Source organism: Paenibacillus sp. NN59, assembly GCF_057597225.1.
In genome coordinates this window covers 5,384,196-5,409,866 of sequence record NZ_CP199678.1, presented here as the reverse complement: position 1 = coordinate 5,409,866, position 25,671 = coordinate 5,384,196, and the positions used below count along the sequence as shown (strand labels likewise).

Sequence of the window (25,671 nt, the reverse complement as noted above, 5' to 3'; positions counted from 1 at the left end):
CTAGAACGTTGAGCAATCCTTGGTTTATTGATGAATGGCATATTTTGCTTCGTTTATTGCTGGCAATGCTGCTTGGTGGACTCGTCGGTCTGGAACGTGAACGTTCCAATCATGCTGCTGGACTACGAACTCATATTTTGGTTTGTCTTGGATCGGCGCTGATTATGATGCTGTCTATTTATGGTTTTAAAGATTTTGCACATGAATTAAACGTGCGGATTGATCCTGCGCGTCTGGCTACAGCAGTAATCACCGGTGTCGGTTTCTTAGGAGCAGGTACGATTCTTTTCACAGGTAAGTCCATAACGGGACTCACAACCGCAGCGTCGATATGGGTGGTTGCCGCGATAGGTCTTGCCTCAGGGGCTGGCTTCTTTTTTGCCTCCATCGTTTCCACCGTGCTGGTACTCTTAAATCTTTGGGTTTTTAACAAATTAGAGCTGAGGTATTTGCGCGGCAATAAGCTGCATGTCATTACCCTTCATACCTTGTCCGAACCAGGGACATTAGAGAAGGTCTCGTCTTTTATGGAACAGGAAAAGATCAGAGTTCGTAAGATTACCGTGAATGAACCAGATTTGGCTTTTGCAGAAGTTGTATCCGTTGAGCGGAAAATAGAAATTGTACTGCATGTGCAAGTGCCGCATGACTTTAAGACAATACAGATTGTCTCCAAGTTAAGACAGTGGGAACACATGACCAAAGTGTCGATTGAATAAAGGAATTCTTAACCCTCTGAGCGCTGGCATCGCAGAGGGTTTTTCTTAATATCCATTTTTATTCCAGTTACTCTTCAGGCGCTTTAGGGTACTATCTAACCAAATGCATGATGAGAGGTAACGGTCATTTTTTGGAGAAAGGAGCATGTTATGAAGAAGGGGAAGGGTCATATAGATCGCGCAAGAAGAGGAAAGACTAGGAAACCCAAGAAGGTGCGGAATAAAACACATAAGTTTATTGCGGGGCTTTTAAGTGCGATTGTTCCGGGCTTGGGACATATTTATTTACGTCTGTACATGCGCGGATTGACTTTTATTTTGCTTGTTTTGCTTGATTTGTCCGCTCTGTTATACTTCTCGTCCATCGGCATACAGATCAATGTACCTCTACTGATCTTGCTGGCTCTTTGTATTCCGGTGATTTATTTCTACAACGTATATGACGTATTGCAATCAGCTGATTGGGTTATGCTGCGCAGGCGACGGGCTGTAACGCAAGGCAATATGGACAAGCGGCTAGTTGGCGAACGATCTGAGCGGGATCGAATGATGGTGTGGGAACGTGGCATTTCGTTTGGCCTTCTGTTAATTGTGGGAGGTTCACTGATGGTGCTATTCTTCCGTAAACCACGCTGGTTTCAAGATCTGATTGCTATGTATGGCGGATATTCTTTTGCTATTCTGTTGATCGTAGGCGGCTTATTGCTATTCGGCCGGGAATTTTGGGTTATGTTGCGTAAGAAGAAATTATAGGGTACGGATGTGGACGGAAGGAGGGAAAAGAATGAACCGCAAAATCAGGGTAGGACGTTTTACGGCTGCTGCTCTAATAGCTACTGTTGGTGTACTGCTCATAATGGATAAACAGTGGGGCACAGACTACCTCTACGAATTCGTGGATTGGTGGCCATTTTTGCTTGTGGCTCTGGGTGTGGAATGGATTGTATTGTTCCTGTGCACACGCATGAGAAGTAAACGAGATTTAGATCGTTTGTCCACGCCCGATGAGCGCCCAAAAGCACGTTTTAGACCGGATGCCAAAGGCATTCTGGCCTCTTTGATTCTAACCGCTTCTGTATTTATTGTGACAGAACAAGATCACTACATGCATCTGTGGAACCGCGTCAGTCTTAATCTGGGAGCTGCCTCAATGGACTACAGTCAGGCTGCAGGTTATAAGGAAGATAAGGTCACGATCGGAGTTCCTGTCCGTATGGATACTTCGGATATCGTGGTCGAAGGTGTGAACGGAGATATAACAATCCAGCGGGGAGATACGGATGAGATTAAAGTGAATACCGTTGTCTGGATCGACCAAGCATCTGAAGTCCAGGCCAAGGCAGTAGCCGCGGCTTCTTTTGTAGAAGCGGAAGGGGATAAGGTCATTCATATTAAAGCGACAGGTAAGGCGTATGGTGAAAATGAAAAAACGCAACCACGCATGAATATGACGATCACCATTCCAGACGACCGCCGTTTCAATCTGGATATCCGCACATCGAATGGTGCCATTTTGTTAAACCGTCCTGAAGCCATCAAGACCATTCTTGCCGAGACAGGCAATGGACGAATTCGGATTACGAATGCGGTTGGCGATATCTCGGGGAAAACGCTCAACGGGGACGTAATCGTAGCGAACGCTATAGGCAACGTGGACATGGATAGCAACCGTGGCGATATGAAAGCACGCGGTGTTTCGGGAGATGTAGATTTAACCACGCAAGTGGGAAATGTCAGCATTACAGACTCTTTTGGCGAGTTTTCAGCTGAAACCCGGAATGGCAATATTACACTGGATGGTGCTAATCTGGGCGTGAAAGCTCAGTCCCTGAATGGCAGTATTAACATTGTTTCCGCTAAAGTCGGTGGAGATTGGGATGTATATAGTGCAGTGGGAGCCATTAACGTTGTGATCCCTGAACGTGGTGATTATAGTCTGTCGGGCTCCAGCAGTTACGGTGATTTGAAGACGGATATGCCGTTCAACGTCAAAAACAAAACGATCGAAGGACAACTGGGTGAGGGAGAATACAGAATCAAAATTGAAGGTAATAGTGATCTGACGGTAGAACGTAATCCGGCAGTTTCTACACCGGAATCCATATTGCAAGAGTCTGTGGAAACAAATGGGGAAGGACAGCAGACGACAGGTGAAGGTCAGAATTCCCAAGAGGATACGACCGAAGTTCCTGCATCGCCGCGTTGACAATAAACTTGCAATCGCCGTACAATAAATGTACACTGGCAAGGTTACATGACGTGAAATAGCGTTTGTCGTTGTGTACAGCCGGGAAATTATACTCTGTATGAGGATGAAGATTCAGTTATTTTTTCAAACAGAGAATGAAAGGTAAGGCGGTGGGCTTTATGGCAACACGTGTCCAACATGCGTTGGAGCAGCTCAAAACGACCGGTGTCCGTATTACACCCCAGCGTCATGCCATATTAAATTATCTGATGGAATCGATGGGGCATCCGACAGCCGATGAGATTTATAAGGCACTTGAACCCCAATTCCCTAGTATGAGCGTGGCGACCGTATATAACAATTTGAAAATGTTTCTGGAAGCCGGTATGGTTCGGGAACTGACTTACGGAGATAATTCAAGCCGTTTTGATGCCAATGTAACGGATCATTATCATGTGATATGCGACCAGTGTGGCAAGATTGAAGACTTCAGTTATCCATCGTTAAAGAGTGTGGAGCTTCAGGCTGAGTCAAGCACCGGATTTGAGGTACATGGTCACCGATTGGAAGTATATGGTGTGTGCAAAAGTTGCAGGCATCAATAGAGATGATTTACAATATTAACGTGTGGAATTCAGTATGGATTCTTCACGTTTTTTATTTATACAGAGTTCTGAGAAAAACATCCATGTGAATATATCCATGATTTTTGGGATGTTTACCATCATCTATGGAATTAACGGAGGTAGTCGTTTGGGTAGAAAAAGCAAATATACACGTCGTAAACGACGTTCATTTTGGCCAGGGTTACTTGGTGCATGTTTGGTGGCAGGTGGTGCCTATTGGCTTATTACCAGCGTATGGTTGAATAAGGTCTATGAGGACCCGGATTGGCTCGGGAGAAATCAGCCTATTTTTGTAGATGGACAGCTTATGGATGAGGAAGCTTCCGGCACAGGTGGTCAGCTTAAACTGCCCGTGAAGGTGTTGCAAGAAACGGTAGATCCGGGAATACGATACGAACCTGACTCGGGGGATATCATTATCGCTTCTCCGCAGAGAGTGTTGCATATGAAAGAGGGCAGTACCCAGGCTGAACTGAATCATCAAAATTATCCGCTGAAAGTAAAGCCGGAGGTAAAGTCTAATGAGGCGTATATTCCCCTTCAACCGTTGAAGGAGGTGTACGGGCTGACCGTTCAGGAAGATCCGACAACAGGAGCCGTTATTTTGATGCGCGGTGGAGATACGATCCAATATGCAACGATTGATACGTTGTCATCCAAAGAAGATCAGACCGTTCCTCTGTATAAGAGCGGAGAAGAGTCGTCCCCCATTCTCACGGATATGAAGCAGAATGTAAGAGTGCGGGTGTGGCAGACGGGAACAGATCAGAGCTTTGTGCAGATGGATAACGGTTATGCCGGTTATGTAGATAATGATCATCTTGTTCTAGGTGAGAAAAAGACGCTGGACACGCCGAAGTTTACACCCACTGCGGCGGAGAAAAAGTGGAAAAACAAACCGGTGAATCTGGTATGGGAGGCTGTCTACAATCGTCAACCTGACGTGGGCTCCATTGGCAAGATGCCTGGGGTAAACGTAGTGAGCCCGACATGGTTCCATATTACGGATGGCAATGGCTCAGTGAAAAGCAAAGGAGATCAAGCCTATGTGAACTGGGCCAAGCGTTCAGGGATGGAAGTATGGGGATTGATGGATAACAGTTTCGATCCGGACATCACGAAGGAGGCACTGTCTACCTACGCCAAACGTACACACATCATTGAACAAATGCTGGACTATGCTAAAACGTTCCGGCTGGATGGTATTAATATCGACTTTGAAAACGTGTATACCAAAGATGGAGCGAATGTTACCCAATTTGTACGTGAAATGAAGGCGATGGCTCGTATTCACGGCCTGATGTTATCGGTGGATGTTACGCCAAAATCAAATAGTGAAATGTGGTCTGCGTTTTTGGATCGTCGTGGATTAGGAGCTTTTGCCGATTATATTGTCGTGATGGCGTATGACGAGCACTGGGCAGCCAGTCCGAAAGCAGGTTCCGTCGCCTCCCTGCCATGGACCGAATCCTCGATGCGCCGCATACTGGAAGAAGATGAAGTGCCTTCGGACAAGCTGATTATGGCCGTTCCTCTATATACTCGGATTTGGACAGAAAAAGCGAATGAGCAGGGAGAGATCAAAGTTTCCTCCAAAGCGGTAGGTATGAATTCCGTGCAGGAGTTAATTAAAGAGAAGAAACTCAAGCCTGTTCTGGATCAAGCAAGCGGACAAAACTATGTAGAGTATAAGGAAGATGGCGCTGTCAAAAAAATCTGGATCGAAGATGCAGTATCCTTGCAAGCAAGGGTAGATCTTATTTCTTCGTTGAAACTGGGCGGAGTAGCTGCATGGAATAGAAGCTTTGCTAATGCAACAGCATGGGAAACACTCAAAGAGGCTGGTTATTCCAAATGAATTATAAATCGAACTCATCATTTTCATGTGCCATATCAAAAAAGACCCGGTAAAGATACCGGGTCTTTTTGTTGGGACGACTACCGTTTCAGAACGTGTGAACAACAGGTACAGCTGCAACTATGCGCTACAAACCGCGCTGGTACCGTGTATCCACCTTGTAGGTTGAGTACAGTGTTTAAGAGTGCACGGTTTGAAGGTTTATGGACAAAATGCATTAATGGGATTTCCCGGCGCTTGTGAGTTACTTGGAAGGCGCGGCTGGTGGAGTGGTTGGTTCCACAGGCGGACTCATTGTAGTGGCTTTGTTCGGGTCCATCGTCAGAATCGTATGACAGAACATGCAACGATCTGTTTTACCCAGCATCTTCGTTAACTTGCCGCATTCTGGACAATCGACCTGCACAGCACTGGTTGAGAGCATGCCTGCCCAGAAATAAATGATCAAACTGCCCAGCATGGCAACAAGCCCGATCACAAGGCCGACCGCTGCGATGACCTTTCCGGCATGTCCCCAGAACACAATTCCGGCTGTGCCGAGTATCATTAGGCCCATTCCTAGCATGGTTAACAGCAATCCCCAAGTGCGAAAAGCATTAATTTTTGCTGATTTAAAAATCATAAAAAATGCTCCTATCGTATGAGTAGTATCGGACCTGAAAAAGAAGGAAACATTGTATATCATGTCGAATTACATTATAACTGACTTGGCGCTAAACTGCCATGAATTGTATAAATTGTATGGAGGGAATCGTGGAATTAAAGAACCTTGCTTTTTTGTCCGAGCAGTCGGAAGAGACAGGGGCAGTTGGGGCTATCGCTTATTCCCACCCGGGAGAGCGATTCCACGGCTCCCTGATCCAGGATTTTGACTTGATGGTACTGATCGTGCATAACACAGATCAATCGATGTCAACGGTCGAACATTACAGATACGGAGATCTTCGTTATCAGTTGATCTATGTAAGCCAGTCTGATTTACAGATTACTGCGGTTACGGGAGAACATGATAATCTCATGCAATGCCTGATTGAAGGGGAGATTATCTGGGAAACGGGCAACCAGATTAGCGATTTGAGAGAAGAGTTATCTTCGTTCGGGAACGAGTTGCGTGAGCAAAAACTGTTTCACGAGTTTACCAGTTTTCTGAGGATGTACGTTGAGGCGAAGCGTCATATCCAGCAGGGGCATGTTGTGGATGCCTATTACAATGCATTGGAGGCACTGGGCAGCTGGGCAAGGATCGTGCTTATTGAACAGGGCATCTACCCTGATCATGCCGTCTGGACTCATGTGCAGCAATTAGATCGTGCATTATGGAAGCTGTATCAGGAACTGACGGTAAGTTCTGAGACTTTGGAACAGCGCGTGGAGCTTGTATTGCTCGCTTGTGAGTTTTCTGTCATGTCGAAAATGGGAGAATGCTCTGAACTTCTGCTCCGTGTGATTAGAAGCCGAAAAGAGCCATGGAGTATTAATGAACTGGTTCATCATCCTCAATTAAGATTTGTTCGCAAGGACCTGCCGTTGGTACTTCGAAAACTTGTGTTTCGTTCTATAGTTAAAGAATCAGCTGGATGGCCCTCACTAGAAGGGGAAGGCCGGGAAATTCGCTATTGGATCGAGAGTTGATTGATTCTATCAATGAGATAATGTGAAATGGTTTATAAAGGAGGGGGAACCTTCCTTTTTTGTTTGTTTAATAATTTATATGTTTAGGTGTTGACTCTGATCTGGAGATTATGGTACATTATATTTCGTTCCCCAAATGAGTAAATCATCATAAAATGACAAATTCAGTTGAGGAAAAGTGAAGAACATAAAGTGTTAGAAAAGAAATTCAAAAAAAGTTCTTGACGAAAACAAACGAAATGTGTTACATTATTCAAGTCGCCGCCGAAACTTGGTGAGGACGAGAAAGTAAGTAAAACAATCGTGTTTGATCTTTGAAAACTGAACAACGAGTGAGTAAACATTCTGTTTGCAGAATGACGTGAAGGTTTTTGGTACATGCCATCTGGCTGTATGGAAACTGGAACATAAATGAGATGTTTAATCTCGTCAGATTCAAAATGAGCTTATCGCTCTTTTCAATACCCCGATGAGTTTCACCGCGTTTAACGACGCTGACGAAATTCATCTTTATTGGAGAGTTTGATCCTGGCTCAGGACGAACGCTGGCGGCATGCCTAATACATGCAAGTCGAGCGGACTTGAAGAGAAGCTTGCTTCTCTGATGGTTAGCGGCGGACGGGTGAGTAACACGTAGGCAACCTGCCCTCAAGCTTGGGACAACTACCGGAAACGGTAGCTAATACCGAATACTTGTTTTCTTCGCCTGAAGAGAACTGGAAAGACGGAGCAATCTGTCACTTGGGGATGGGCCTGCGGCGCATTAGCTAGTTGGTGAGGTAACGGCTCACCAAGGCGACGATGCGTAGCCGACCTGAGAGGGTGATCGGCCACACTGGGACTGAGACACGGCCCAGACTCCTACGGGAGGCAGCAGTAGGGAATCTTCCGCAATGGGCGAAAGCCTGACGGAGCAATGCCGCGTGAGTGATGAAGGTTTTCGGATCGTAAAGCTCTGTTGCCAGGGAAGAACGCTTGGGAGAGTAACTGCTCTCAAGGTGACGGTACCTGAGAAGAAAGCCCCGGCTAACTACGTGCCAGCAGCCGCGGTAATACGTAGGGGGCAAGCGTTGTCCGGAATTATTGGGCGTAAAGCGCGCGCAGGCGGTCATGTAAGTCTGGTGTTTAATCCCGGGGCTCAACCCCGGATCGCACTGGAAACTGTGTGACTTGAGTGCAGAAGAGGAGAGTGGAATTCCACGTGTAGCGGTGAAATGCGTAGAGATGTGGAGGAACACCAGTGGCGAAGGCGACTCTCTGGGCTGTAACTGACGCTGAGGCGCGAAAGCGTGGGGAGCAAACAGGATTAGATACCCTGGTAGTCCACGCCGTAAACGATGAGTGCTAGGTGTTAGGGGTTTCGATACCCTTGGTGCCGAAGTTAACACATTAAGCACTCCGCCTGGGGAGTACGGTCGCAAGACTGAAACTCAAAGGAATTGACGGGGACCCGCACAAGCAGTGGAGTATGTGGTTTAATTCGAAGCAACGCGAAGAACCTTACCAGGTCTTGACATCCAACTAACGAGGCAGAGATGCGTTAGGTGCCCTTCGGGGAAAGTTGAGACAGGTGGTGCATGGTTGTCGTCAGCTCGTGTCGTGAGATGTTGGGTTAAGTCCCGCAACGAGCGCAACCCTTATATTTAGTTGCCAGCATTTCGGATGGGCACTCTAGATAGACTGCCGGTGACAAACCGGAGGAAGGTGGGGATGACGTCAAATCATCATGCCCCTTATGACCTGGGCTACACACGTACTACAATGGCCGGTACAACGGGCTGCGAAATCGCGAGATGGAGCCAATCCCAACAAAGCCGGTCTCAGTTCGGATTGCAGGCTGCAACTCGCCTGCATGAAGTCGGAATTGCTAGTAATCGCGGATCAGCATGCCGCGGTGAATACGTTCCCGGGTCTTGTACACACCGCCCGTCACACCACGAGAGTTTATAACACCCGAAGTCGGTGGGGTAACCGCAAGGAGCCAGCCGCCGAAGGTGGGATAGATGATTGGGGTGAAGTCGTAACAAGGTAGCCGTATCGGAAGGTGCGGCTGGATCACCTCCTTTCTATGGAGAATCGTTTCCCGCGTGGAAACATTCAAATATGCAGCTCAGCTGCAAACCACTCACTCGTTGCTCAGTTTTGAGAGCTCAAACTCTCAAACGTTTGGTGGCGATAGCGAAGGGGTTCCACACGTTCCCATCCCGAACACGACCGTTAAGCCCTTCAGCGTCGATGGTACTTGGACCGCAGGGTCCTGGGAGAGTAGAACGCCGCCAAGCGTAACCCATTATGGGTTCAAAACTTATATAAATGTGGGCCCTTAGCTCAGTTGGTTAGAGCGCACCTCTGATAAGGGTGAGGCCGGTGGTTCGAGTCCACCAGGGCCCACCATTTTAACATCTAAATAATGTATGGGGCCATAGCTCAGCTGGGAGAGCGCCTGCCTTGCAAGCAGGAGGTCAGCGGTTCGATCCCGCTTGGCTCCACCAACAAGATTTACAAGCTTGTTCTTTGAAAACTAGATATCGAAACGAAACAAACGCGAATTAGAACATTCCTTTTTAGCTGAACTTGTGTATAACAAGTTTCAATAAAAACGGTAGATTGCTGGAGCGAGTGATCGAAATGGAACGACTTTTGGCTTTGCGCAAGCAAAACAAGGGGAGTGACAGCTCGAACACGAGCGCAATGGTTAAGCTACTAAGAGCACACGGAGGATGCCTAGGCGCTAGGAGCCGATGAAGGACGTGGCGAACAACGAAACTGCCTCGGGGAGCTGTAAGCAAGCTTTGATCCGGGGATGTCCGAATGGGGAAACCCAGCTGGGGTAATTTCCAGTTACTCTTGTCTGAATACATAGGGCAAGTAGAGGCATACCAGGGGAACTGAAACATCTAAGTACCCTGAGGAAGAGAAAACAATAGTGATTCCGTCAGTAGCGGCGAGCGAACGCGGAGAAGCCCAAACCAAGGAGCTTGCTCTTTGGGGTTGTGGGACGTCTCACATGGAGTTACAAAGGAACCGGTTAAGCGAAGAGGTCTGGAAAGGCCCGCCAAAGAAGGTAAAAGCCCTGTAATTGAAAGTCTGTTCCCTCCGAGACGGATCCCGAGTAGTGCGGGGCACGTGAAACCCCGTATGAATCCGGCAGGACCATCTGCCAAGGCTAAATACTTCCTAGCGACCGATAGTGAAGCAGTACCGTGAGGGAAAGGTGAAAAGCACCCCGGAAGGGGAGTGAAATAGAACCTGAAACCGTGTGCTTACAAAAAGTCAGAGCCCGTTTTAGGGGTGATGGCGTGCCTTTTGTAGAATGAACCGGCGAGTTACGTTCCCGTGCAAGGTTAAGGTGAAGAGCCGGAGCCGCAGCGAAAGCGAGTCTGAATAGGGCGAATGAGTACGTGGACGTAGACCCGAAACCGGGTGATCTACCCCTGTCCAGGGTGAAGGTGCGGTAACACGCACTGGAGGCCCGAACCCACGCATGTTGAAAAATGCGGGGATGAGGTGGGGGTAGCGGAGAAATTCCAATCGAACTCGGAGATAGCTGGTTCTCCCCGAAATAGCTTTAGGGCTAGCCTCGGAAAACAGAGTCGTGGAGGTAGAGCACTGATTGGGTGCGGGGCCCGCAAGGGTTACCAAGCTCAGTCAAACTCCGAATGCCATAGACTTACTTCCGGGAGTCAGACAGTGAGTGCTAAGATCCATTGTCAAAAGGGAAACAGCCCAGACCATCAGCTAAGGTCCCCAAGTGTGTGTTAAGTGGGAAAGGATGTGGAGTTGCACAGACAACCAGGATGTTGGCTTAGAAGCAGCCACCATTGAAAGAGTGCGTAATAGCTCACTGGTCGAGTGACTCTGCGCCGAAAATGTAACGGGGCTAAACACACCACCGAAGCTATGGCTTGATGCTTGCATCAGGGGTAGGGGAGCGTTGTATAAGGGTTGAAGGTGTACCGTAAGGAGCGCTGGACATTATACAAGTGAGAATGCCGGTATGAGTAACGAAAAGATCAGTGAGAATCTGATCCGCCGAAAGCCTAAGGGTTCCTGAGGAAGGCTCGTCCGCTCAGGGTAAGTCGGGACCTAAGGCGAGGCCGAAAGGCGTAGTCGAAGGACAACAGGTCGAAATTCCTGTACCACCGTAAATCGTTACGAGCGATGGGGGGACGCAGTAGGGTAGTGACGCAGGCTGATGGATGCCTGTCCAAGCAGTGAGGCTGGTTAGTAGGCAAATCCGCTAACCGTAAGGCTGAGCTGTGATGGGGAGTGAAAATTACAGTAGCGAAGGTCATGATCTCACACTGCCAAGAAAAGCCTCTAGCCAGATGAAGGTGCCCGTACCGCAAACCGACACAGGTAGGCGAGAAGAGAATTCTAAGGCGCGCGGAAGAACTCTCGTTAAGGAACTCGGCAAAATGACCCCGTAACTTCGGGAGAAGGGGTGCCCCGGTAGTGTGAATAGCACGAGGGGGCCGCAGTGAAAAGGCCCAAGCGACTGTTTAGCAAAAACACAGGTCTGTGCGAAGCCGTAAGGCGAAGTATACGGGCTGACGCCTGCCCGGTGCTGGAAGGTTAAGGGGAGTGGTTAGGGAGTAATCCCGAAGCTGTGAACCGAAGCCCCAGTAAACGGCGGCCGTAACTATAACGGTCCTAAGGTAGCGAAATTCCTTGTCAGGTAAATTCTGACCCGCACGAATGGCGTAACGACTTGGGCGCTGTCTCAACGAGAGATCCGGTGAAATTTTAATACCTGTGAAGATGCAGGTTACCCGCGACAAGACGGAAAGACCCCATGGAGCTTTACTGCAGCTTGATATTGAATTTGGGTACGATCTGTACAGGATAGGTGGGAGCCTTTGAAGCGTGAGCGCCAGCTTGCGTGGAGGCACCGTTGGGATACCACCCTGATCGTATCTAGGTTCTAACCTGGTACCGTAAACCGGTGCGGGGACAGTGTCAGGTGGGCAGTTTGACTGGGGCGGTCGCCTCCTAAAGAGTAACGGAGGCGCCCAAAGGTTCCCTCAGAATGGTTGGAAATCATTCGAAGAGTGCAAAGGCATAAGGGAGCTTGACTGCGAGACCTACAAGTCGAGCAGGGACGAAAGTCGGGCTTAGTGATCCGGTGGTACCGCATGGAAGGGCCATCGCTCAACGGATAAAAGCTACCCTGGGGATAACAGGCTTATCTCCCCCAAGAGTCCACATCGACGGGGAGGTTTGGCACCTCGATGTCGGCTCATCGCATCCTGGGGCTGAAGTAGGTCCCAAGGGTTGGGCTGTTCGCCCATTAAAGCGGTACGCGAGCTGGGTTCAGAACGTCGTGAGACAGTTCGGTCCCTATCTGTCGTGGGCGTAGGAAATTTGAGAGGAGCTGTCCTTAGTACGAGAGGACCGGGATGGACGTACCGCTGGTGTACCAGTTGTTCCGCCAGGAGCACCGCTGGGTAGCTATGTACGGACGGGATAAGCGCTGAAAGCATCTAAGCGTGAAGCCCCCCTCAAGATGAGATTTCCCAGTATGTAAGACCCCTTGAAGACGACGAGGTAGATAGGCTGGGGGTGGAAGTGCAGTAATGCATGGAGCTGACCAGTACTAATCGGTCGAGGGCTTATCCAATATGCAAGTTTTGAATCACGTGCGTTTCGTTTCGAATCTAGTTTTCAGAGTACAATAACTCTGAAACATATTCCCTGATAGCTCAGTTGGTAGAGCACTCGACTGTTAATCGAGTTGTCACAGGTTCGAGTCCTGTTCGGGGAGCCATGGAGAGGTGTCCGAGCTGGCCGAAGGAGCACGATTGGAAATCGTGTAGGCGTCACAAGCGTCTCGAGGGTTCGAATCCCTCTCTCTCCGCCATAATTCTTCTTCAGTAAGGCCCGTTGGTCAAGGGGTTAAGACACCTCCCTTTCACGGAGGTAACAGGGGTTCGAATCCCCTACGGGTCATTATTATTTTCAAACTATAAACTGAGATGAGAAACTCATCACTTCAAAAAAAGAGTTGATTTTCATATCGAGTTTATGGTAAGATCATAAATGTGTTGTTCGGAGGCTTAGCTCAGCTGGGAGAGCATCTGCCTTACAAGCAGAGGGTCGGGGGTTCGATCCCCTCAGCCTCCACCATATAATTTTCTAATGACGCGGGGTGGAGCAGCCCGGTAGCTCGTCGGGCTCATAACCCGAAGGCCGCAGGTTCAAATCCTGCCCCCGCAATTGTAACTTTCCTAACCGAAAGTGATCTGGAACCGTGGTGTAGTTGGCCTAACATGCCTGCCTGTCACGCAGGAGATCGCGGGTTCGAATCCCGTCGGTTCCGCCATTTAATTCTTAACATGAGGCAAGTTGTTCACTACATCTGCTGTATGGCACTGATGCCCTAGATAAAGTGTAGCGACTCAAGCTTAAACTTTATTATGGCTCGGTAGCTCAGTCGGTAGAGCAGAGGACTGAAAATCCTCGTGTCGGCGGTTCGATTCCGTCCCGAGCCACCTTGATAGAAAACTTAATATGCCGGTGTAGCTCAACTGGTAGAGCAACTGACTTGTAATCAGTAGGTTGGGGGTTCAAGTCCTCTCGCCGGCACCATGTAATCCTGGAGGATTAGCGAAGTGGCCAAACGCATCAGACTGTAAATCTGCTCCCGTACGGGTTCGGTGGTTCGAATCCATCATCCTCCACCAGTTTTTAGGGGCATAGTTTAAAGGTAGAACAACGGTCTCCAAAACCGTTGGTGTGGGTTCAATTCCTGCTGCCCCTGCCAATTAATTTTAATAGTAGTTTCTATATGGCGATCGTGGCGAAGTGGTTAACGCACCGGTTTGTGGATCCGGCATTCGGGGGTTCAATTCCCCTCGATCGCCCCTTTGTTATCTAATGGGGATTAGCCAAGCGGTAAGGCAACGGACTTTGACTCCGTCATGCATAGGTTCAAATCCTATATCCCCAGCCATTATGCGGAAGTGGCTCAGCGGTAGAGCATCGCCTTGCCAAGGCGAGGGTCGCGGGTTCGATTCCCGTCTTCCGCTCCATAATAAGGCGCCATAGCCAAGTGGTAAGGCACAGCTCTGCAAAAGCTTTATCCCCAGTTCGAATCTGGGTGGCGCCTCCAGCATATTTTTATTATATGCTACAATCAAATAAGCCGGCGTGGCGGAATGGCAGACGCGCTCGACTCAAAATCGAGTGGGAAACCGTGGAGGTTCGAGTCCTCTCGCCGGTATTTATTTAAAGAGTTCATTAGAGTATATCTCTAGTGAACTCTTTTTGTATTGAGTTTTAATACTCTACTCGTGATTAAGTTGCGTGATGACTCTTTAAAATAAAAATTCGGGGATATCAAACCGATTAAGGATATCATTCGTTTCTTATGATTGAACGCATTTATGCGACATTTTAATTTTTTATTTTAGGGAGGAAAGCAATAATGAACAAATCAGCAAAATATTTATCCTTACTTTTGGTATTGGGGCTATGTTTAACATTGCCACAGTTGGCCGGTGCAGAAGCATCGGCTCACCATCACATGACGGGAACAACAGAAAAAAAGGACGTAAAGCCATCGTCCAAGCAAACGACGGGTTCTACAGCTAACAAAACGACCAAGCCATCTAAACCAACTAAGCCAGCCAAACCGAAGAAATCAGCGCCTGCGACTACAGATAAGAAAAAGTCTACAAAGAAGAAGAGTGATACGTCCAAATCTTCTAAAGATACTAAAAAACCTGCGGGTACCCAAGTAGAGAAAAGCAAAACGTATGTAATTGAAATTTCTGATTTTGCATTTCAAACTGCAGAGCTGAAGATCAAAGTTGGTGATCGTGTTGAATTTGTGAATAAGGATCAAGTTGAGCACTCCGTTGTTGCAGAAGACGACTCTTTCGATACAGGACTAATAGGCGAGGGAGAGAAGTCAGTGGTTACGTTTAAAAAGGCGGGCGAGATCAATTATCACTGTGGGCCTCATCCAAGTATGAAAGGGGTAATTAAAGTTCTCTCCAAGTAGTCCTGTGATTGAAATTGCTCGACCTGACAGGAGAGGGGAAGACTTTTGAATGCAGGAGTATTCCGATTACCAGCTAATTCTGCTGATTAAACAAAAAAAGCAAGAAGCATTATCAGAACTATATGACCGTTATGCTTATCTCATATACTCATTCGCCTGGAAGGCTCTTCAACAGGAGGACGGTGCTCGGGAAGTGGTGCAGTCCGTTTTTGTCAGGATATGGACAACAGAGGCCGAATATGACCCCAACAAGGGTCATTGCAGGAACTGGATCATCACGATCACACGTCATTTAGCTATCGATTGGTTACGTAAGCAACGAAGTCTGTCGAGCCAGGTGGTGTCTTATTATACATCTGAGAAGCTGGAGAGAGTTGCAGAGCTTGCTGAACTATCGGTCGAAAGCCAGGTTGAAAAACAAATGTTGAAGGAGCAGATTAAAGGAATGCGTGCATTCCTGTCTCAGCAGCAACTTCAATTGCTCGAACATTTTTATTGGCAGGGATACAGCTTGAGTGAGTTAGCTGCACACTATCAGGAGCCTTTGGGCACAGTTAAAAGCCGACTGCACCAGACACTGAAAATACTGCGTAAGCATTTGCTTGCGGGAGGGGAAGAGTGGTAATGTCGTCAATAACCGTCTGCTCATACATGCTGGAATATCTATCGGATCCATGCTCAGAGGAGGGCAAAGCTTTCGAAAGACATCTTGCTGATTGTGCGTCATGTAAGCTTGAATTAGAACAATTACGGCTAGGTTGGGAGGCGATTCCAACGCATATGGAGCAAGTGGAGTTGCCATCTGATTTAAAACAACAGGTGATGGAAGCCGCATGGGGGAAAGGCAACGAATCCTCTGCGCCAGATCTTGTTGAACATAAAAGCAGTAGCAGATTCAAGCGGTTTACGAAACGCTATAACAATCCAAAAGTGAATCTTGTAGCAGCTTCTGTACTTATCCTTCTTGGTGCTAGTTTGATAGGAAATGTAGTTTTAATTCAAGAGCGCATCGAACAACCTGTAACGTTGATGAATTCGATGGATTTGCCGACTTCTGAAATACAAAAGGTTATGAAGTTGGAATCGCTCACCTCTGGAACGAGTTATGGAGTAGCTTGTATTGTAGGCACCGGCAAAGATCAGCAGTTTGTCGTCTACCTGTTCAATCCTCCAGAGACGAAGACGAATGAGGTATATCAGGTATGGTTGAATAAGGATCAGGCGTACCATAACGCAGGCAAGCTTAAAGTAGAAAATCAAATGGGACTTGCTGTGCTCGCAATTCCTATGGGGAACCAGACATGGAGCTATGATTCCATTGCGATTACGTTGGAACCTGATTCTACGGGACGTGTTCCGCGTGGTCCGCAGATGTTTCGTTCAAGTTAACAGATTAACAACACAGAGGGGAGCGTCAACCCCTTCTGTGTTGTTTTCTATATTCCACAGGGCTAATACCGACTTGCAATTTAAGAAACTTGGTGAAGCTAGAAGGCTGTTCAAAGCCAAGAAGGTCTGCAATGCGGTAGATTGGTTCATTGGTATGGATCAGGAACTTAATACCCAGGTCGAGCAATTGCAGCTTAATGAATTCCTGAGCTGTTTTTCCAGTCTCTTTTTTCAGCATGTCGGATAAATAGTTAGGAGAATATCCCATAGCCTGAGCGAGTGTCTTGACCCGAGGCATGCCTGATTGAGCGATTGTCTCTATGCTACATCTTTCCTTTAGAAGAGTATGAAAATGCTCAACGGAATCTTTCTGCACTGCCGTTCGCGTGATGAATTGTCTTCCATAGAAACGCTTGGCATAATTCAACAGCAATTCCAGATTGGAGATCAATAGATCTTTGCTGTAGCTGTCGAGATTGCCGCTGTACTCGATCTGAAGCTGTTGAACGATTCGCTCCAGGATTTCTTTTTCCTGATCAGATAGATGCAGAGCTTCGTTTGCCTCATATTCAAAAAAGCTATAGTCGCTCATTCTACTCCATAGGGAACTTGAGCCAATCAGATCCGGATGAAAGCAAAGCATCCAGCTATGTGTGCCATCACTGTTACTTCGTGCTCCTTTTTGAAGTGTTTGTCCGGGTTTAGCAAATATCATACTGCCTTCTCTAAAATCATAATACTGTCGACCATAGATCAGATCACATTCGGAACTGACAGTACAATGGAAATGGCCAGAATGCAGACTATGTACTCAAAAGACATACTGGTAGAACTACTTCATCAAATGAAATAAATGAATATTTGAACTGACGTTGCAAGGGTCCCGTTTGGGGACCTTTGTAAACTGAACAGGACTACCATGAATATCACTTATATTCAGATACATATAGACATGTATACTTGATTTAGGGTTGGGTTGCGTAACAATATATTTTAACGATGGAGGGACGCAGGATGAGTACAGTATGGACTAAGGAAAGCATGCCGGATTGCTCAGATAAAACGGTGGTCATTACAGGAGCAAGTAGCGGGATCGGATTGGAAACGGCCATCGCAATGGCGGAGAAAAATGCAACACTGGTGCTGGCTGTTCGTAATATGGAAAAAGGTAAGGAAGCACTCTCCAAGGTCAAGGCAATCAAGTCGAGTGTTCGTGCAGAACTGATGAAATTGGATCTGGCAGACCTGGATAGTGTCAGAACATTTGCAGCAGCTTATACGCAAAAATATCCAACCCTCGATATTCTGGTTAACAATGCGGGGATTATGAATACACCTTATCGGTTGACAACGGATGGCTTTGAGTCTCAATTTGGCAGTAATCATCTGGGTCATTTTGCGCTGACAGGTTTACTTTTACCTCATCTGATTTCAACGCCTGCTTCCCGAATTGTAACACTTAGCAGTATTGCTGCTCATAACGCAAGCATAGATTTCGATAATTTAGATGGAGCCAAGGGATACAATAGCTGGAGGTTTTACGGCCAAAGCAAGCAGGCGAATATGCTCTTTGCGAGAGAATTGAACAACCAACTGACAAAAGGAGGTTTGAGTACAGTTAGCGTAGTCTGTCATCCAGGCTTTTCTAATACCAATCTGATGTCATTTGGTTCTGGCAAACGTGCGAACCCATTGATGCGTCTGCTTACATATCTGGGTACACAGCCAGCGAATATGGGCGCATTACCTACATTGTACAGTGCAACTTCCCCACTGATTAAAGGCGGAGAATATATTGGCCCGGATGGTCGCGGGGGCAGAAAGGGATATCCTAAAAGTGATTCAATTATCAACAAACTTTATGATGTGGATGTGTCACGTAGGTTATGGGAAGTATCTGAGAAACTTACAGGTGTAACTTTCTCATTGGACCCAAAGTAAGTTAAAGGTTGACGTATAAATCAATTCAATATATTGTAGATATATTAAGTCTATAATATGAAAGGACGTGAAGAAGCTGACGACTCAACCGAGTACAGCGAATGCAGAACTATTATTTAACCTGGGTGTATGGGAAGAAGCGTGGAAGAACCGCCCGAGAAGTTCAAGATATAAGCAAAAAAGTGCCCCTTTTGATACAGAGGAAGCATTCGAACGTTGGGCTCGGAATTATCATGCCCAGTCTTTTACAGAGGAAGGCAAGAACCGCTCGGCACGCATTATGGGCTGGATTGAAAATCAGGGTGTAACGTTTGAAGGAGCCTCGGTGCTGGACGTGGGTGCGGCCTCCGGTATATTTACGATTCCTTTTGCAGAAAAGGGAGCCAGGGTCACTGCAGTTGAGCCTTCTGCTTTGCTTGTCTCGTTAATGCAGGAAACCATTCCTGCTGAACTGGAGAATAACATTACGATTGTATCCGAGCGATTTGAAGAAATCTCTATACAGGATAAAGGCTGGGAGAAACAATATGATATCGTCTTTGCCTCGATGTGTCCCGCAATGTCTGATTGGGAAACGATTGAGCAAGCTATACACTGTGCCCGAAAGTATGTTTATGTCAGTACGATTGCCGGTGCCAAAGAGCATACACTGATGGATGAGCTTAGAACAGTGCTTGACGTGGATGCTCCTTACAAGGCAGGGGACATGGCATACCTCCAGCAGTTGCTCTACCTTAAGGGATATTCTTATACAATGATTATTACGAGAGAAGTGAATGATTTTGAGATTCAGGTAGAAGAATTGATTCAACAGCTCCCTGAGTGGCTACACACCTATGAAATGCCAACCGATGCGGTAGCGTTAAGTAAAGCTGAAACATATATTCGTGACACCTATACGAACGGCGTGGTTCCCTATTCTCGGGGAGCAAGATTCGGTAAAATGCTGATTCAGCTAGAACAAGCTCATATGAAAACCGTGTCTGCAGTCAAAAAGTAGACATAAAACAAACTTGAATGTATCTTCAAGGTTTAACAAATATCCCTTTTCGATGGAGTTCTAATCTATCCTTTAACAGCCCGTTCGGGATGTTTCTTACACTCCCGGTATCTTCCGGGAGTCATACCCTCCCATTTTCGAAAAGAACGGATAAAATTTTGTGGATTGGTATAACGAAGCCGTTCAGCAATTTCTTTTACCGTCCAATCTCGTTCATCCAGCCATCTTTTGGCGATATTCAGCCGGTACCTCGTCAAATACTCACTAAATGAAGCGCCCGTTTCCTTACGAAAAACGCTGCTTAAATAGTTAGCATTGTAATGAAGCCGCATTGCACATTCTTCCAGGGTTAGATCTTTGTCGTAATCTTGCTGGATAATAGCGATCACTTTCTCTGAAATGTGCTGAGACTGTACGACCTGCCTTTCTTTAAAAATGTGAATGACAGGCAGGATCACCTGATGGCTGAACCAATGCTCCACCTCAGTAGCGGATTGTAAAATATGCAACTCTTGAAAAAGAGAACGGTGGCTCTGACTGATCTGGGCAAGTCGAATGCCAGAGTCTTGTGCAAGCTTCAAGATATGTGTTAACAGCCGCATGAGGGCGTATTGATACTCTTCTGGAGTGCACTCCAGTGAAAATAGAGTCTCTAACAGTTCAGTCAACTGTTGGGTAGCAACACTCTCGTCTGCTTGCTGAATAGATTGAAGCAACGAATACTCTATTGCCTCTGGATAGGCCATGGCCCATGCAGCTGAAGCCAAATCATATTGCTTATATTGTACGATAATGCCTGTCCCAAGCCGCATCCGATGTTTAAGCGCATCTATAGCTTCGTTGTATGCCTGTGGAATATGACTCATGAATGGATGTGGCTGACTTAGACCGATACTGACCTTCAAATCCAAAACCTCACCGATCTGTTGCTGTAATCGTTCTGTTAATCTTGAGATATTCTCCGAGAACAGCAGTAGATCTCCCTCCGTACTGCCAATCACGGTTACAACATGTTGTTCCAATACAATAGGAAGTAGTTGCTGATCAGGCTGAAGCGTTTCTTCAAGCATGTTCTGGATGGCAAATAAGAGCAGAGAGCGATCCTCCATTCTATATTTAGAGTGGTTTATTAGTTCAGGCTGTAGGGCTACGACGACAATTTGTTGCCACGTAGAAGGATGTGTAACATATCCCTGTTCTCGTAATGTGCTGTGTAATGTTTTAAAGCTGGTTTTGCCTTGAAGTAACTGCATCATAGTATAGGTACGTATTTGGTTCTGATGCTGACTTAAAGTGGATTCCAGTTGAGAGTGTGCATCATATAACTGAGAAACGCCCATCCGAATTTGTTCCAGTTCATCAGGTTTATTCACAGACTGATGTGGTACCACGGAATGCCCTTTGTGAATGATATTATCGCCTAATTGAGTAAGAATACGTCTGATGGGAGCGAGCATTCGTTGGGAACCTAGCCACGCGAGCAGCAGCGAAAGCAAGAGTATGGCCATACTGATATATAACGTATGGAATCCGATTCTAATATAGTCTTGAGTTAATGTATTCTCGGGAGAGATGAGAATATATGTCCATCCTTTTAATGTAGAAGGACTATAAGTTAACGAATAATCTGCATTGGCAAGTTGCACTTCATGCTCAGCATAAGCGTCAGAGTACATTACAGGTGGTAACGTCTGAATATGTTCTCCGTTCTTCCGATCAAGCAGGCCTATCGCAGACAAAGGTTGTCCAATATAGGATGCATTCGGGTGAGCAATAACACGTTGTTCCCGATTTATAATGATCAAACCGGCGCCTGAGGCTTCGGTTGTCGGGGATTGCGCCAGCGGATTTTGCATATAACATGCTGGAATTCCAGCGATTAGTGCTGCATTGGACGATGCACTTGCATCGGGAATCGTTCTTGCGAGCGTAATATGATAAATACAGCCTTTATCTGAAAGACGTTGGCCTGAGATTCTCTGCTCGTCATCATCTTCGTTACTAAATATGGTTGAGGGTGCGAGTTGCCATCCCGAGGCCAGTGTATCCGCAATTAGATCTTTCATGGGCAGTGATAACGGGAAGCGAGTGTTGGCATATGAGCCAGCATGATTAATAAGCCAATCCTTGGATTGGTTGACTAAGATAATATCGAGCAGAGGTTCCCATGACTTCATATGCTGGAACTCTGTCTGCAGGTCGCCCGCTTGTAACTTGCTGACTCGCCCCAGTGAATTAGAGTCCGCAAGAGAACGAAGTGTAATTGGAGAGCGCACCGCTTGGTCCAGCATGTAACTAACCGTAGCGAGTTTGTGCTCTACATTGGACTGAATCTGTTCGAGAAGCTGTTGATTCGCTTGTGTCCGGTGCAGTTCTGTCTGGTTAGAAGAATAAATAAAAGCAGCAATTCCCGTGAGCAGAATTGGCACTGTACTTAACAGAAGTCCGAAGATAATCATTTTATGGAGATAGCTTAGTGATCGCACGTGTCCACCCCTTGATGGAAAATAGATTTCATTACTTCTTTATTTTAGTAAACGCTTTCAATTAGAACAATCTAATTTTTGTTTATTTGGATAAAAAAGTAATTCCAGGAGCGGAATCGTGTAATCCACGTACGTATAGAGATAACGGCTTTTTCATATTAGAAGGTGGGCTTCCGTGAGATGTTTCCGTTATAAGGGTAATAACAGGTATCCGAAGTGCGGTGTTTTGACGAAAATACCCTGAGTCCTGCCCGCAGACAGTCCAAGGTCCAAGCAGATCCCCGACCTGAGTCTAGGATCAAAAACCGTCCGCAGTCTGTTTTGAAAAGTTGCTGAATCCCCTAGAATAAGGACATAAGGTTAAACAAGAAACACGGAAACAAAAACAAGCAAGTTTTCAACAAACGGATTAAACGATGCATTGAACAAATGCAGGGATTAGGCTAACAGCGATTAGATTGAAGTTCAAAAACAAAAAAGTAAAATCGGGAAGGGCGGTGAACAACAATTATGAGAATGAACAAGGGAAATGGCTGGGCGATTGTGTTGATTGTACTTGGTGCTCTGATTCTCTTCGGAAAGTTAACACCATTGCTTGGACATCTGATGGGTTACCTGATTCCGGTCTTGATGATTGCACTAGGGTATTACGGAATTAAAAGAGGAAATGTAACGCTCGGATGGATCGTTCTGATCATCGGTATCGTATCTCTGATGGGCAAACTGGCTTGGCTGATCGGGCCGATTATCGCAATCGGATTGATTATCTTCGGTATCTCGATGCTGAGCAACAATCGCAATTCACGTCGCCGTTATTAAGAATTTTCACGATAAACTAAAAGGAGGGACAGAACATAATGAGTGTATTTCGTCGAATGCGGGATATCACCGTAGCTAGTCTGAACGAACATCTGGAGCAAAGTCAGGACCCCGTTAAACTGATTGATCAGTTCCTGGTCTCGACCCGCCAAGACATAGGAGAAGCCGAAAAGCTTCGACACCAGTATGCAAGTCATACAAGACAAATGAAACAGCAGGCAGATCAAGCCGCCGCTATGGTTAACAAACGAGAGGAACAGGCATCTATGGCTTTGAAAGCCGGAGAGGAACATCTCGCCAAGCTGGCTCTGCAGGAGAAAATTCTCCATGAGGAAAAAATGGATCAATACACTGAATTGTACACACAAAGCGCTGCTGCACTGCAGGAACTCGATGAACAGATCAATCAGTTGAAGGCAGAGTATCAGAATGTGTATAGCAAACGCCAATATTACTACGCTCGAATGCAAACCATTCAGTTGCAACAACGAATGAATCAACGTGGAAACTACAGTGGTCAAAATGTACCCGGTATGTTTAACAAGCTGGATGACCAAGTCTCCGATCTCGAATATGAGGCACAGAGTCTTCGGGAAATCCGGCGAATGGGTCAGGATGGTTCCGACTTATCCGGTAACATGTCATCCTCTGCACTGGACAAAGAGCTGGAGCGCTTGAAGCAAAAGCTCAATAACGATAAAAAGGAGTAGTAACATGAATAAATTATACCGCTCAACGCGCAACCGTATGCTGACAGGTTTGATCGGCGGCATATCTGAAAATCTAGGATTAAGTACCACGCTGCTACGGATCATTTTCTTCATCAGTATCTTCGCAACGGGTGGTACATCTCTATTCATCTACTTCATCGCAGCATTGGTTGTACCTAAGGAACCTAACTACGCAGATCCGTATGTATATGGTCCCGATCACAGTAGAGGTTACAAGTAAACGAAAGGAGCAAGCACATGAGCAAACTATACCGCTCAACGCGTGACCGAATGATGACCGGTCTAATCGGCGGCATATCCGAGGCAATTGGAATGGATTCTACGCTATTACGGATCATCTTCGTTATCAGTATCTTTGCAACCGGGGGCACGACGTTGTTAATCTACTTCATCGCCGCTCTCGTCGTACCCAAAGAGCCTTTCCCACCATATGATCCATATGGTTACGGCCCTGGTGCTGGCAGAGGTTATGGTGGTTATGACCATCAGCCTCCAAGAGATCCTTTTAACAGCAACCCTAATCAACCGGGTCCCGGCTTTGGCCCTGGTCCAGGATACAACAGCAGACCGCACTCCGGCCCGCGTTCCTATGACAACAACACTTATGGCGCAGGAAGCCAGCACGAAAGTGAACTGGATTCCATGATGAAAGATATTGAAAAGAAGGCACTGAAAAAAGAAGTTGAAGAGCTTCGCCAAAAATTATCTCGTTACGAGAAGGGAGAAAAGTAAAATGGGAGTATTTAAACGGATTAAGGATATGACGAAGGCATCTGTAAATGACATGTTGGATAAAGTGGAAGATCCGATTGTAATGTTGAACCAGTACTTGCGTGATATGGAGGCCGAAATTCATGAGGCTGAGGTGACGGTTGCTAAACAAATGGCTAACGAGCGCCGCATGAAGCAACGTCTGGATGAAGCAGAACGCACTTCGGTACAACGTGAGTCCCAAGCTGAAGCTGCTCTGTCGAATGGTCAGGAAGAAGTAGCACGCAAATTGCTGGAAGAGAAAATTTATTTTGATCAAAAAATTGAGGAATACCGCGAACTGCACGCTCAATCTGAAGCACAAGCGAAAGATCTGTTGCAACAGTTGCATGATATGAAAGATGAATTCTACAAAATGCGCAACAAACGTAATGAGCTTGTATCCCGTGCACAGATGGCTAAAGCTAAGAAACAAATGTCTTCGATCAACAGCTTGCATTCCATTGAGAGCGGAAGCGCATCCCTTGGATTCCACCGCATGGAAGAGAAAATCATGCAACTTGAAGCTGAGGCAGATGTAGCCCGTGCGCCATACCGCAATACTGGAGCTTCCTACACCAATCCGGTTGATCTGGAGAAACAATTCAAAGTAGATCAACAATTGCAGGCTCTGAAAAACAAAATGGGCAATGGTTCCAAGAACGAAGCGATCGATACTTCTAAAGAATAACTGTTCGCTTGCTGGACAATATGATATTCTATAGATCGTGTAGCCTATACGATTCGTAGAACAAAAGTTAAGCCATACAGGACTTCAGTGCCTGCTATGGCTTTTCCGTCGAATGAAGAAAATCCAGATCGTAGATGAACTTACAGAGGAGGTGCGGCAGAAATGAGTAAAAAAAGTCACTGGATTGCAGTCATTATTATTGTGGTTGGTTTTCTAATGCTCTTTAACCGGAATATGAACCTGCTGACGGCTGCCGCACTTATTCTGTTAACGGTTGGAATGCTTCAGATTCGAAAAGGAGAAACCAAAAAAGGGTACCGTTATCTTGGTGTTGGTGCAGCCCTGCTGCTACTAGATAACTTGATGATTGTCTTTATAATTGTACTCGCATCATTAGCTTATTTTTATTCCAAGAACAAAAGAATTCATCTACATGATGATGTCATGAAAAAACAAAATTTTATGGCCCGTTATTACTGGGATCAGTCCTCCTGGAGGCTGCGCAGTATGAGCCTATGGCATGCCATAGGCGAGGTCAATGCGGATCTGTCCCTCTCTATTCCTGAGGAGAAGCAAACGATTGTCCTGTTGCAAGGCGTTATGGGCAATGTACGTCTAACGCTGCCTGAGGATTACGGAGTTGAGATTGAGGCGTCGGTGCTATTTGGCCGAATTAATCTGTTAGGCGAGCAGGATAGCGGCATGATGAATCAATTGGTATGGAGAACTCCTGGATATGAATCCAGTGAATATAAAGTGAAATTTGTTATTTCGTATATTGTTGGCGACTTAAATATTCATAATCCGTAGTACTAAGAAATGGATGAAAAAAAGGA

At 46.4% G+C, this 25,671-nt stretch carries 20 protein-coding genes, 17 tRNA genes and 3 rRNA genes; 37 read left to right on the top strand and 3 right to left on the bottom strand.

Features of this window, described 5'->3' with window-relative positions; all coding sequences use genetic code 11:
• Positions 1 to 8: 8 nt before the first annotated feature.
• From ACT89M_RS23730 to ACT89M_RS23710, 5 genes are all read left to right on the top strand, one after another.
• Positions 9 to 719 (top strand): MgtC/SapB family protein, encoded by a 711-nt coding sequence (locus ACT89M_RS23730; protein ID WP_090924508.1) that lies wholly within the window; start codon positions 9 to 11, stop codon positions 717 to 719.
• A 213-nt stretch (positions 720 to 932) separates the two neighbouring features.
• A complete protein-coding gene (locus ACT89M_RS23725) occupies positions 933 to 1,472 on the top strand; it encodes a hypothetical protein (protein ID WP_154985139.1) in 540 nt (179 codons plus the stop codon).
• 31 nt (positions 1,473 to 1,503) lie between these two features.
• The gene (locus ACT89M_RS23720; protein ID WP_154891710.1) at positions 1,504 to 2,925 is read left to right on the top strand and encodes a DUF4097 family beta strand repeat-containing protein; all 1,422 of its coding nucleotides are present in this window, start codon (positions 1,504 to 1,506) and stop codon (positions 2,923 to 2,925) included.
• Between the two features lie 161 nt (positions 2,926 to 3,086).
• Entirely contained in the window at positions 3,087 to 3,512 is a 426-nt protein-coding gene (gene perR, locus ACT89M_RS23715) for a peroxide-responsive transcriptional repressor PerR (RefSeq protein WP_090924521.1), read from the top strand.
• Between the two features lie 148 nt (positions 3,513 to 3,660).
• Positions 3,661 to 5,391 carry a glycosyl hydrolase family 18 protein gene (locus ACT89M_RS23710; RefSeq protein WP_154891709.1) on the top strand — a complete coding sequence of 577 codons (1,731 nt, stop codon included), beginning with the start codon at positions 3,661 to 3,663 and terminating at the stop codon, positions 5,389 to 5,391.
• A 244-nt stretch (positions 5,392 to 5,635) separates the two neighbouring features.
• Here the strand turns inward: ACT89M_RS23710 and ACT89M_RS23705 are convergent, their stop codons facing one another.
• On the bottom strand, positions 5,636 to 6,013 hold the full coding sequence (locus ACT89M_RS23705; protein WP_154891708.1) for a DUF2614 family zinc ribbon-containing protein: 378 nt from the start codon (positions 6,011 to 6,013) through the stop codon (positions 5,636 to 5,638).
• A gap of 131 nt (positions 6,014 to 6,144) precedes the next feature.
• On the opposite strand from ACT89M_RS23705, the gene ACT89M_RS23700 reads away from it, so the two are divergent.
• The 24 genes from ACT89M_RS23700 to ACT89M_RS23585 all read left to right on the top strand — a co-directional run bounded on the left by ACT89M_RS23700 (position 6,145) and on the right by ACT89M_RS23585 (position 16,417).
• Positions 6,145 to 7,023 (top strand): nucleotidyltransferase-like protein, encoded by an 879-nt coding sequence (locus ACT89M_RS23700; RefSeq protein WP_253491438.1) that lies wholly within the window; start codon positions 6,145 to 6,147, stop codon positions 7,021 to 7,023.
• Between the two features lie 510 nt (positions 7,024 to 7,533).
• Positions 7,534 to 9,089, top strand: a 16S ribosomal RNA gene (locus ACT89M_RS23695).
• Positions 9,090 to 9,188: 99 nt separating this feature from the next.
• Positions 9,189 to 9,305, top strand: a 5S ribosomal RNA gene (gene rrf / locus ACT89M_RS23690).
• A gap of 35 nt (positions 9,306 to 9,340) precedes the next feature.
• Positions 9,341 to 9,417 (top strand) — tRNA-Ile (locus ACT89M_RS23685).
• 22 nt (positions 9,418 to 9,439) lie between these two features.
• Positions 9,440 to 9,515, top strand: a tRNA-Ala gene (locus ACT89M_RS23680).
• Between the two features lie 201 nt (positions 9,516 to 9,716).
• Positions 9,717 to 12,643 (top strand): 23S ribosomal RNA (locus tag ACT89M_RS23675).
• Together the 16S, 23S and 5S rRNA genes with 17 tRNA genes alongside form the textbook arrangement of a ribosomal RNA operon.
• Before the next feature lie 71 nt (positions 12,644 to 12,714).
• Positions 12,715 to 12,790: transfer RNA gene (locus tag ACT89M_RS23670), tRNA-Asn, on the top strand.
• Position 12,791: 1 nt separating this feature from the next.
• Positions 12,792 to 12,883, top strand: a tRNA-Ser gene (locus tag ACT89M_RS23665).
• Positions 12,884 to 12,900: 17 nt separating this feature from the next.
• A tRNA-Glu gene (locus ACT89M_RS23660) sits at positions 12,901 to 12,972 on the top strand.
• Positions 12,973 to 13,073: 101 nt separating this feature from the next.
• A tRNA-Val gene (locus ACT89M_RS23655) sits at positions 13,074 to 13,149 on the top strand.
• 16 nt (positions 13,150 to 13,165) lie between these two features.
• A tRNA-Met gene (locus tag ACT89M_RS23650) sits at positions 13,166 to 13,239 on the top strand.
• A gap of 28 nt (positions 13,240 to 13,267) precedes the next feature.
• Positions 13,268 to 13,345: transfer RNA gene (locus tag ACT89M_RS23645), tRNA-Asp, on the top strand.
• Between the two features lie 96 nt (positions 13,346 to 13,441).
• Positions 13,442 to 13,514, top strand: a tRNA-Phe gene (locus ACT89M_RS23640).
• Positions 13,515 to 13,535: 21 nt separating this feature from the next.
• Positions 13,536 to 13,611, top strand: a tRNA-Thr gene (locus tag ACT89M_RS23635).
• Positions 13,612 to 13,620: 9 nt separating this feature from the next.
• Positions 13,621 to 13,706 (top strand) — tRNA-Tyr (locus ACT89M_RS23630).
• Between the two features lie 6 nt (positions 13,707 to 13,712).
• A tRNA-Trp gene (locus ACT89M_RS23625) sits at positions 13,713 to 13,786 on the top strand.
• 27 nt (positions 13,787 to 13,813) lie between these two features.
• Positions 13,814 to 13,886: transfer RNA gene (locus tag ACT89M_RS23620), tRNA-His, on the top strand.
• A 14-nt stretch (positions 13,887 to 13,900) separates the two neighbouring features.
• Positions 13,901 to 13,975 (top strand) — tRNA-Gln (locus ACT89M_RS23615).
• Positions 13,976 to 13,979: 4 nt separating this feature from the next.
• A tRNA-Gly gene (locus ACT89M_RS23610) sits at positions 13,980 to 14,054 on the top strand.
• A gap of 6 nt (positions 14,055 to 14,060) precedes the next feature.
• Positions 14,061 to 14,134: transfer RNA gene (locus ACT89M_RS23605), tRNA-Cys, on the top strand.
• Between the two features lie 32 nt (positions 14,135 to 14,166).
• Positions 14,167 to 14,245 (top strand) — tRNA-Leu (locus ACT89M_RS23600).
• Between the two features lie 204 nt (positions 14,246 to 14,449).
• The gene (locus ACT89M_RS23595; protein WP_154891102.1) at positions 14,450 to 15,028 is read left to right on the top strand and encodes a plastocyanin/azurin family copper-binding protein; all 579 of its coding nucleotides are present in this window, start codon (positions 14,450 to 14,452) and stop codon (positions 15,026 to 15,028) included.
• Between the two features lie 49 nt (positions 15,029 to 15,077).
• The gene (locus ACT89M_RS23590; protein ID WP_487344853.1) at positions 15,078 to 15,653 is read left to right on the top strand and encodes an RNA polymerase sigma factor; all 576 of its coding nucleotides are present in this window, start codon (positions 15,078 to 15,080) and stop codon (positions 15,651 to 15,653) included.
• A gap of 26 nt (positions 15,654 to 15,679) precedes the next feature.
• A complete protein-coding gene (locus ACT89M_RS23585) occupies positions 15,680 to 16,417 on the top strand; it encodes an anti-sigma factor (RefSeq protein WP_186809767.1) in 738 nt (245 codons plus the stop codon).
• A 25-nt stretch (positions 16,418 to 16,442) separates the two neighbouring features.
• Here ACT89M_RS23585 and ACT89M_RS23580 read toward each other — a convergent pair whose 3' ends face one another.
• Positions 16,443 to 17,132, bottom strand: a complete 690-nt coding sequence (locus ACT89M_RS23580) for a helix-turn-helix domain-containing protein (protein WP_308723541.1) — start codon at positions 17,130 to 17,132, stop codon at positions 16,443 to 16,445.
• A gap of 299 nt (positions 17,133 to 17,431) precedes the next feature.
• On the opposite strand from ACT89M_RS23580, the gene ACT89M_RS23575 reads away from it, so the two are divergent.
• Both ACT89M_RS23575 and ACT89M_RS23570 read left to right on the top strand, forming a co-directional pair.
• Positions 17,432 to 18,358 carry an oxidoreductase gene (locus ACT89M_RS23575; protein ID WP_154891099.1) on the top strand — a complete coding sequence of 309 codons (927 nt, stop codon included), beginning with the start codon at positions 17,432 to 17,434 and terminating at the stop codon, positions 18,356 to 18,358.
• Positions 18,359 to 18,425: 67 nt separating this feature from the next.
• Positions 18,426 to 19,358: a class I SAM-dependent methyltransferase gene (locus ACT89M_RS23570; RefSeq protein WP_154891098.1), complete on the top strand. Its 933-nt coding sequence runs from the start codon at positions 18,426 to 18,428 to the stop codon at positions 19,356 to 19,358.
• Positions 19,359 to 19,423: 65 nt separating this feature from the next.
• Here the strand turns inward: ACT89M_RS23570 and ACT89M_RS23565 are convergent, their stop codons facing one another.
• A complete protein-coding gene (locus ACT89M_RS23565) occupies positions 19,424 to 21,844 on the bottom strand; it encodes a helix-turn-helix domain-containing protein (protein WP_487344852.1) in 2,421 nt (806 codons plus the stop codon).
• Positions 21,845 to 22,354: 510 nt separating this feature from the next.
• Between ACT89M_RS23565 and ACT89M_RS23560 the strand changes: the two genes are divergently transcribed.
• From ACT89M_RS23560 to liaF, 6 genes are all read left to right on the top strand, one after another.
• The gene (locus tag ACT89M_RS23560) at positions 22,355 to 22,663 is read left to right on the top strand and encodes a LiaF transmembrane domain-containing protein (RefSeq protein ID WP_090919712.1); all 309 of its coding nucleotides are present in this window, start codon (positions 22,355 to 22,357) and stop codon (positions 22,661 to 22,663) included.
• Positions 22,664 to 22,701: 38 nt separating this feature from the next.
• Positions 22,702 to 23,373 (top strand): PspA/IM30 family protein, encoded by a 672-nt coding sequence (locus tag ACT89M_RS23555; protein WP_090919709.1) that lies wholly within the window; start codon positions 22,702 to 22,704, stop codon positions 23,371 to 23,373.
• A 4-nt stretch (positions 23,374 to 23,377) separates the two neighbouring features.
• Positions 23,378 to 23,614 (top strand): PspC domain-containing protein, encoded by a 237-nt coding sequence (locus ACT89M_RS23550; protein ID WP_090919706.1) that lies wholly within the window; start codon positions 23,378 to 23,380, stop codon positions 23,612 to 23,614.
• Between the two features lie 17 nt (positions 23,615 to 23,631).
• Positions 23,632 to 24,126 carry a PspC domain-containing protein gene (locus ACT89M_RS23545; RefSeq protein ID WP_154891096.1) on the top strand — a complete coding sequence of 165 codons (495 nt, stop codon included), beginning with the start codon at positions 23,632 to 23,634 and terminating at the stop codon, positions 24,124 to 24,126.
• A 1-nt stretch (position 24,127) separates the two neighbouring features.
• Positions 24,128 to 24,835 carry a PspA/IM30 family protein gene (locus ACT89M_RS23540; protein ID WP_090919700.1) on the top strand — a complete coding sequence of 236 codons (708 nt, stop codon included), beginning with the start codon at positions 24,128 to 24,130 and terminating at the stop codon, positions 24,833 to 24,835.
• Positions 24,836 to 24,997: 162 nt separating this feature from the next.
• Entirely contained in the window at positions 24,998 to 25,645 is a 648-nt protein-coding gene (gene liaF / locus ACT89M_RS23535) for a cell wall-active antibiotics response protein LiaF (protein ID WP_339832582.1), read from the top strand.
• Positions 25,646 to 25,671: the final 26 nt, after the last annotated feature.

What these genes read in the sequence shown, in the direction of transcription:
- ACT89M_RS23720 (WP_154891710.1), top strand. Translation starts at nt 1,504, where the DNA reads ATGAACCGCAAAATCAGGGTAGGACGTTTTACGGCTGCTGCTCTAATA.
- perR (WP_090924521.1), top strand. Translation starts at nt 3,087, where the DNA reads ATGGCAACACGTGTCCAACATGCGTTGGAGCAGCTCAAAACGACCGGT.
- ACT89M_RS23705 (WP_154891708.1), bottom strand. Translation starts at nt 6,013, where the DNA reads ATGATTTTTAAATCAGCAAAAATTAATGCTTTTCGCACTTGGGGATTG.
- ACT89M_RS23595 (WP_154891102.1), top strand. Translation starts at nt 14,450, where the DNA reads ATGAACAAATCAGCAAAATATTTATCCTTACTTTTGGTATTGGGGCTA.
- ACT89M_RS23590 (WP_487344853.1), top strand. Translation starts at nt 15,078, where the DNA reads ATGCAGGAGTATTCCGATTACCAGCTAATTCTGCTGATTAAACAAAAA.
- ACT89M_RS23585 (WP_186809767.1), top strand. Translation starts at nt 15,680, where the DNA reads ATGCTGGAATATCTATCGGATCCATGCTCAGAGGAGGGCAAAGCTTTC.
- ACT89M_RS23580 (WP_308723541.1), bottom strand. Translation starts at nt 17,132, where the DNA reads ATGATATTTGCTAAACCCGGACAAACACTTCAAAAAGGAGCACGAAGT.
- ACT89M_RS23575 (WP_154891099.1), top strand. Translation starts at nt 17,432, where the DNA reads ATGAGTACAGTATGGACTAAGGAAAGCATGCCGGATTGCTCAGATAAA.
- ACT89M_RS23560 (WP_090919712.1), top strand. Translation starts at nt 22,355, where the DNA reads ATGAGAATGAACAAGGGAAATGGCTGGGCGATTGTGTTGATTGTACTT.
- ACT89M_RS23555 (WP_090919709.1), top strand. Translation starts at nt 22,702, where the DNA reads ATGAGTGTATTTCGTCGAATGCGGGATATCACCGTAGCTAGTCTGAAC.
- ACT89M_RS23550 (WP_090919706.1), top strand. Translation starts at nt 23,378, where the DNA reads ATGAATAAATTATACCGCTCAACGCGCAACCGTATGCTGACAGGTTTG.
- ACT89M_RS23545 (WP_154891096.1), top strand. Translation starts at nt 23,632, where the DNA reads ATGAGCAAACTATACCGCTCAACGCGTGACCGAATGATGACCGGTCTA.
- ACT89M_RS23540 (WP_090919700.1), top strand. Translation starts at nt 24,128, where the DNA reads ATGGGAGTATTTAAACGGATTAAGGATATGACGAAGGCATCTGTAAAT.
- liaF (WP_339832582.1), top strand. Translation starts at nt 24,998, where the DNA reads ATGAGTAAAAAAAGTCACTGGATTGCAGTCATTATTATTGTGGTTGGT.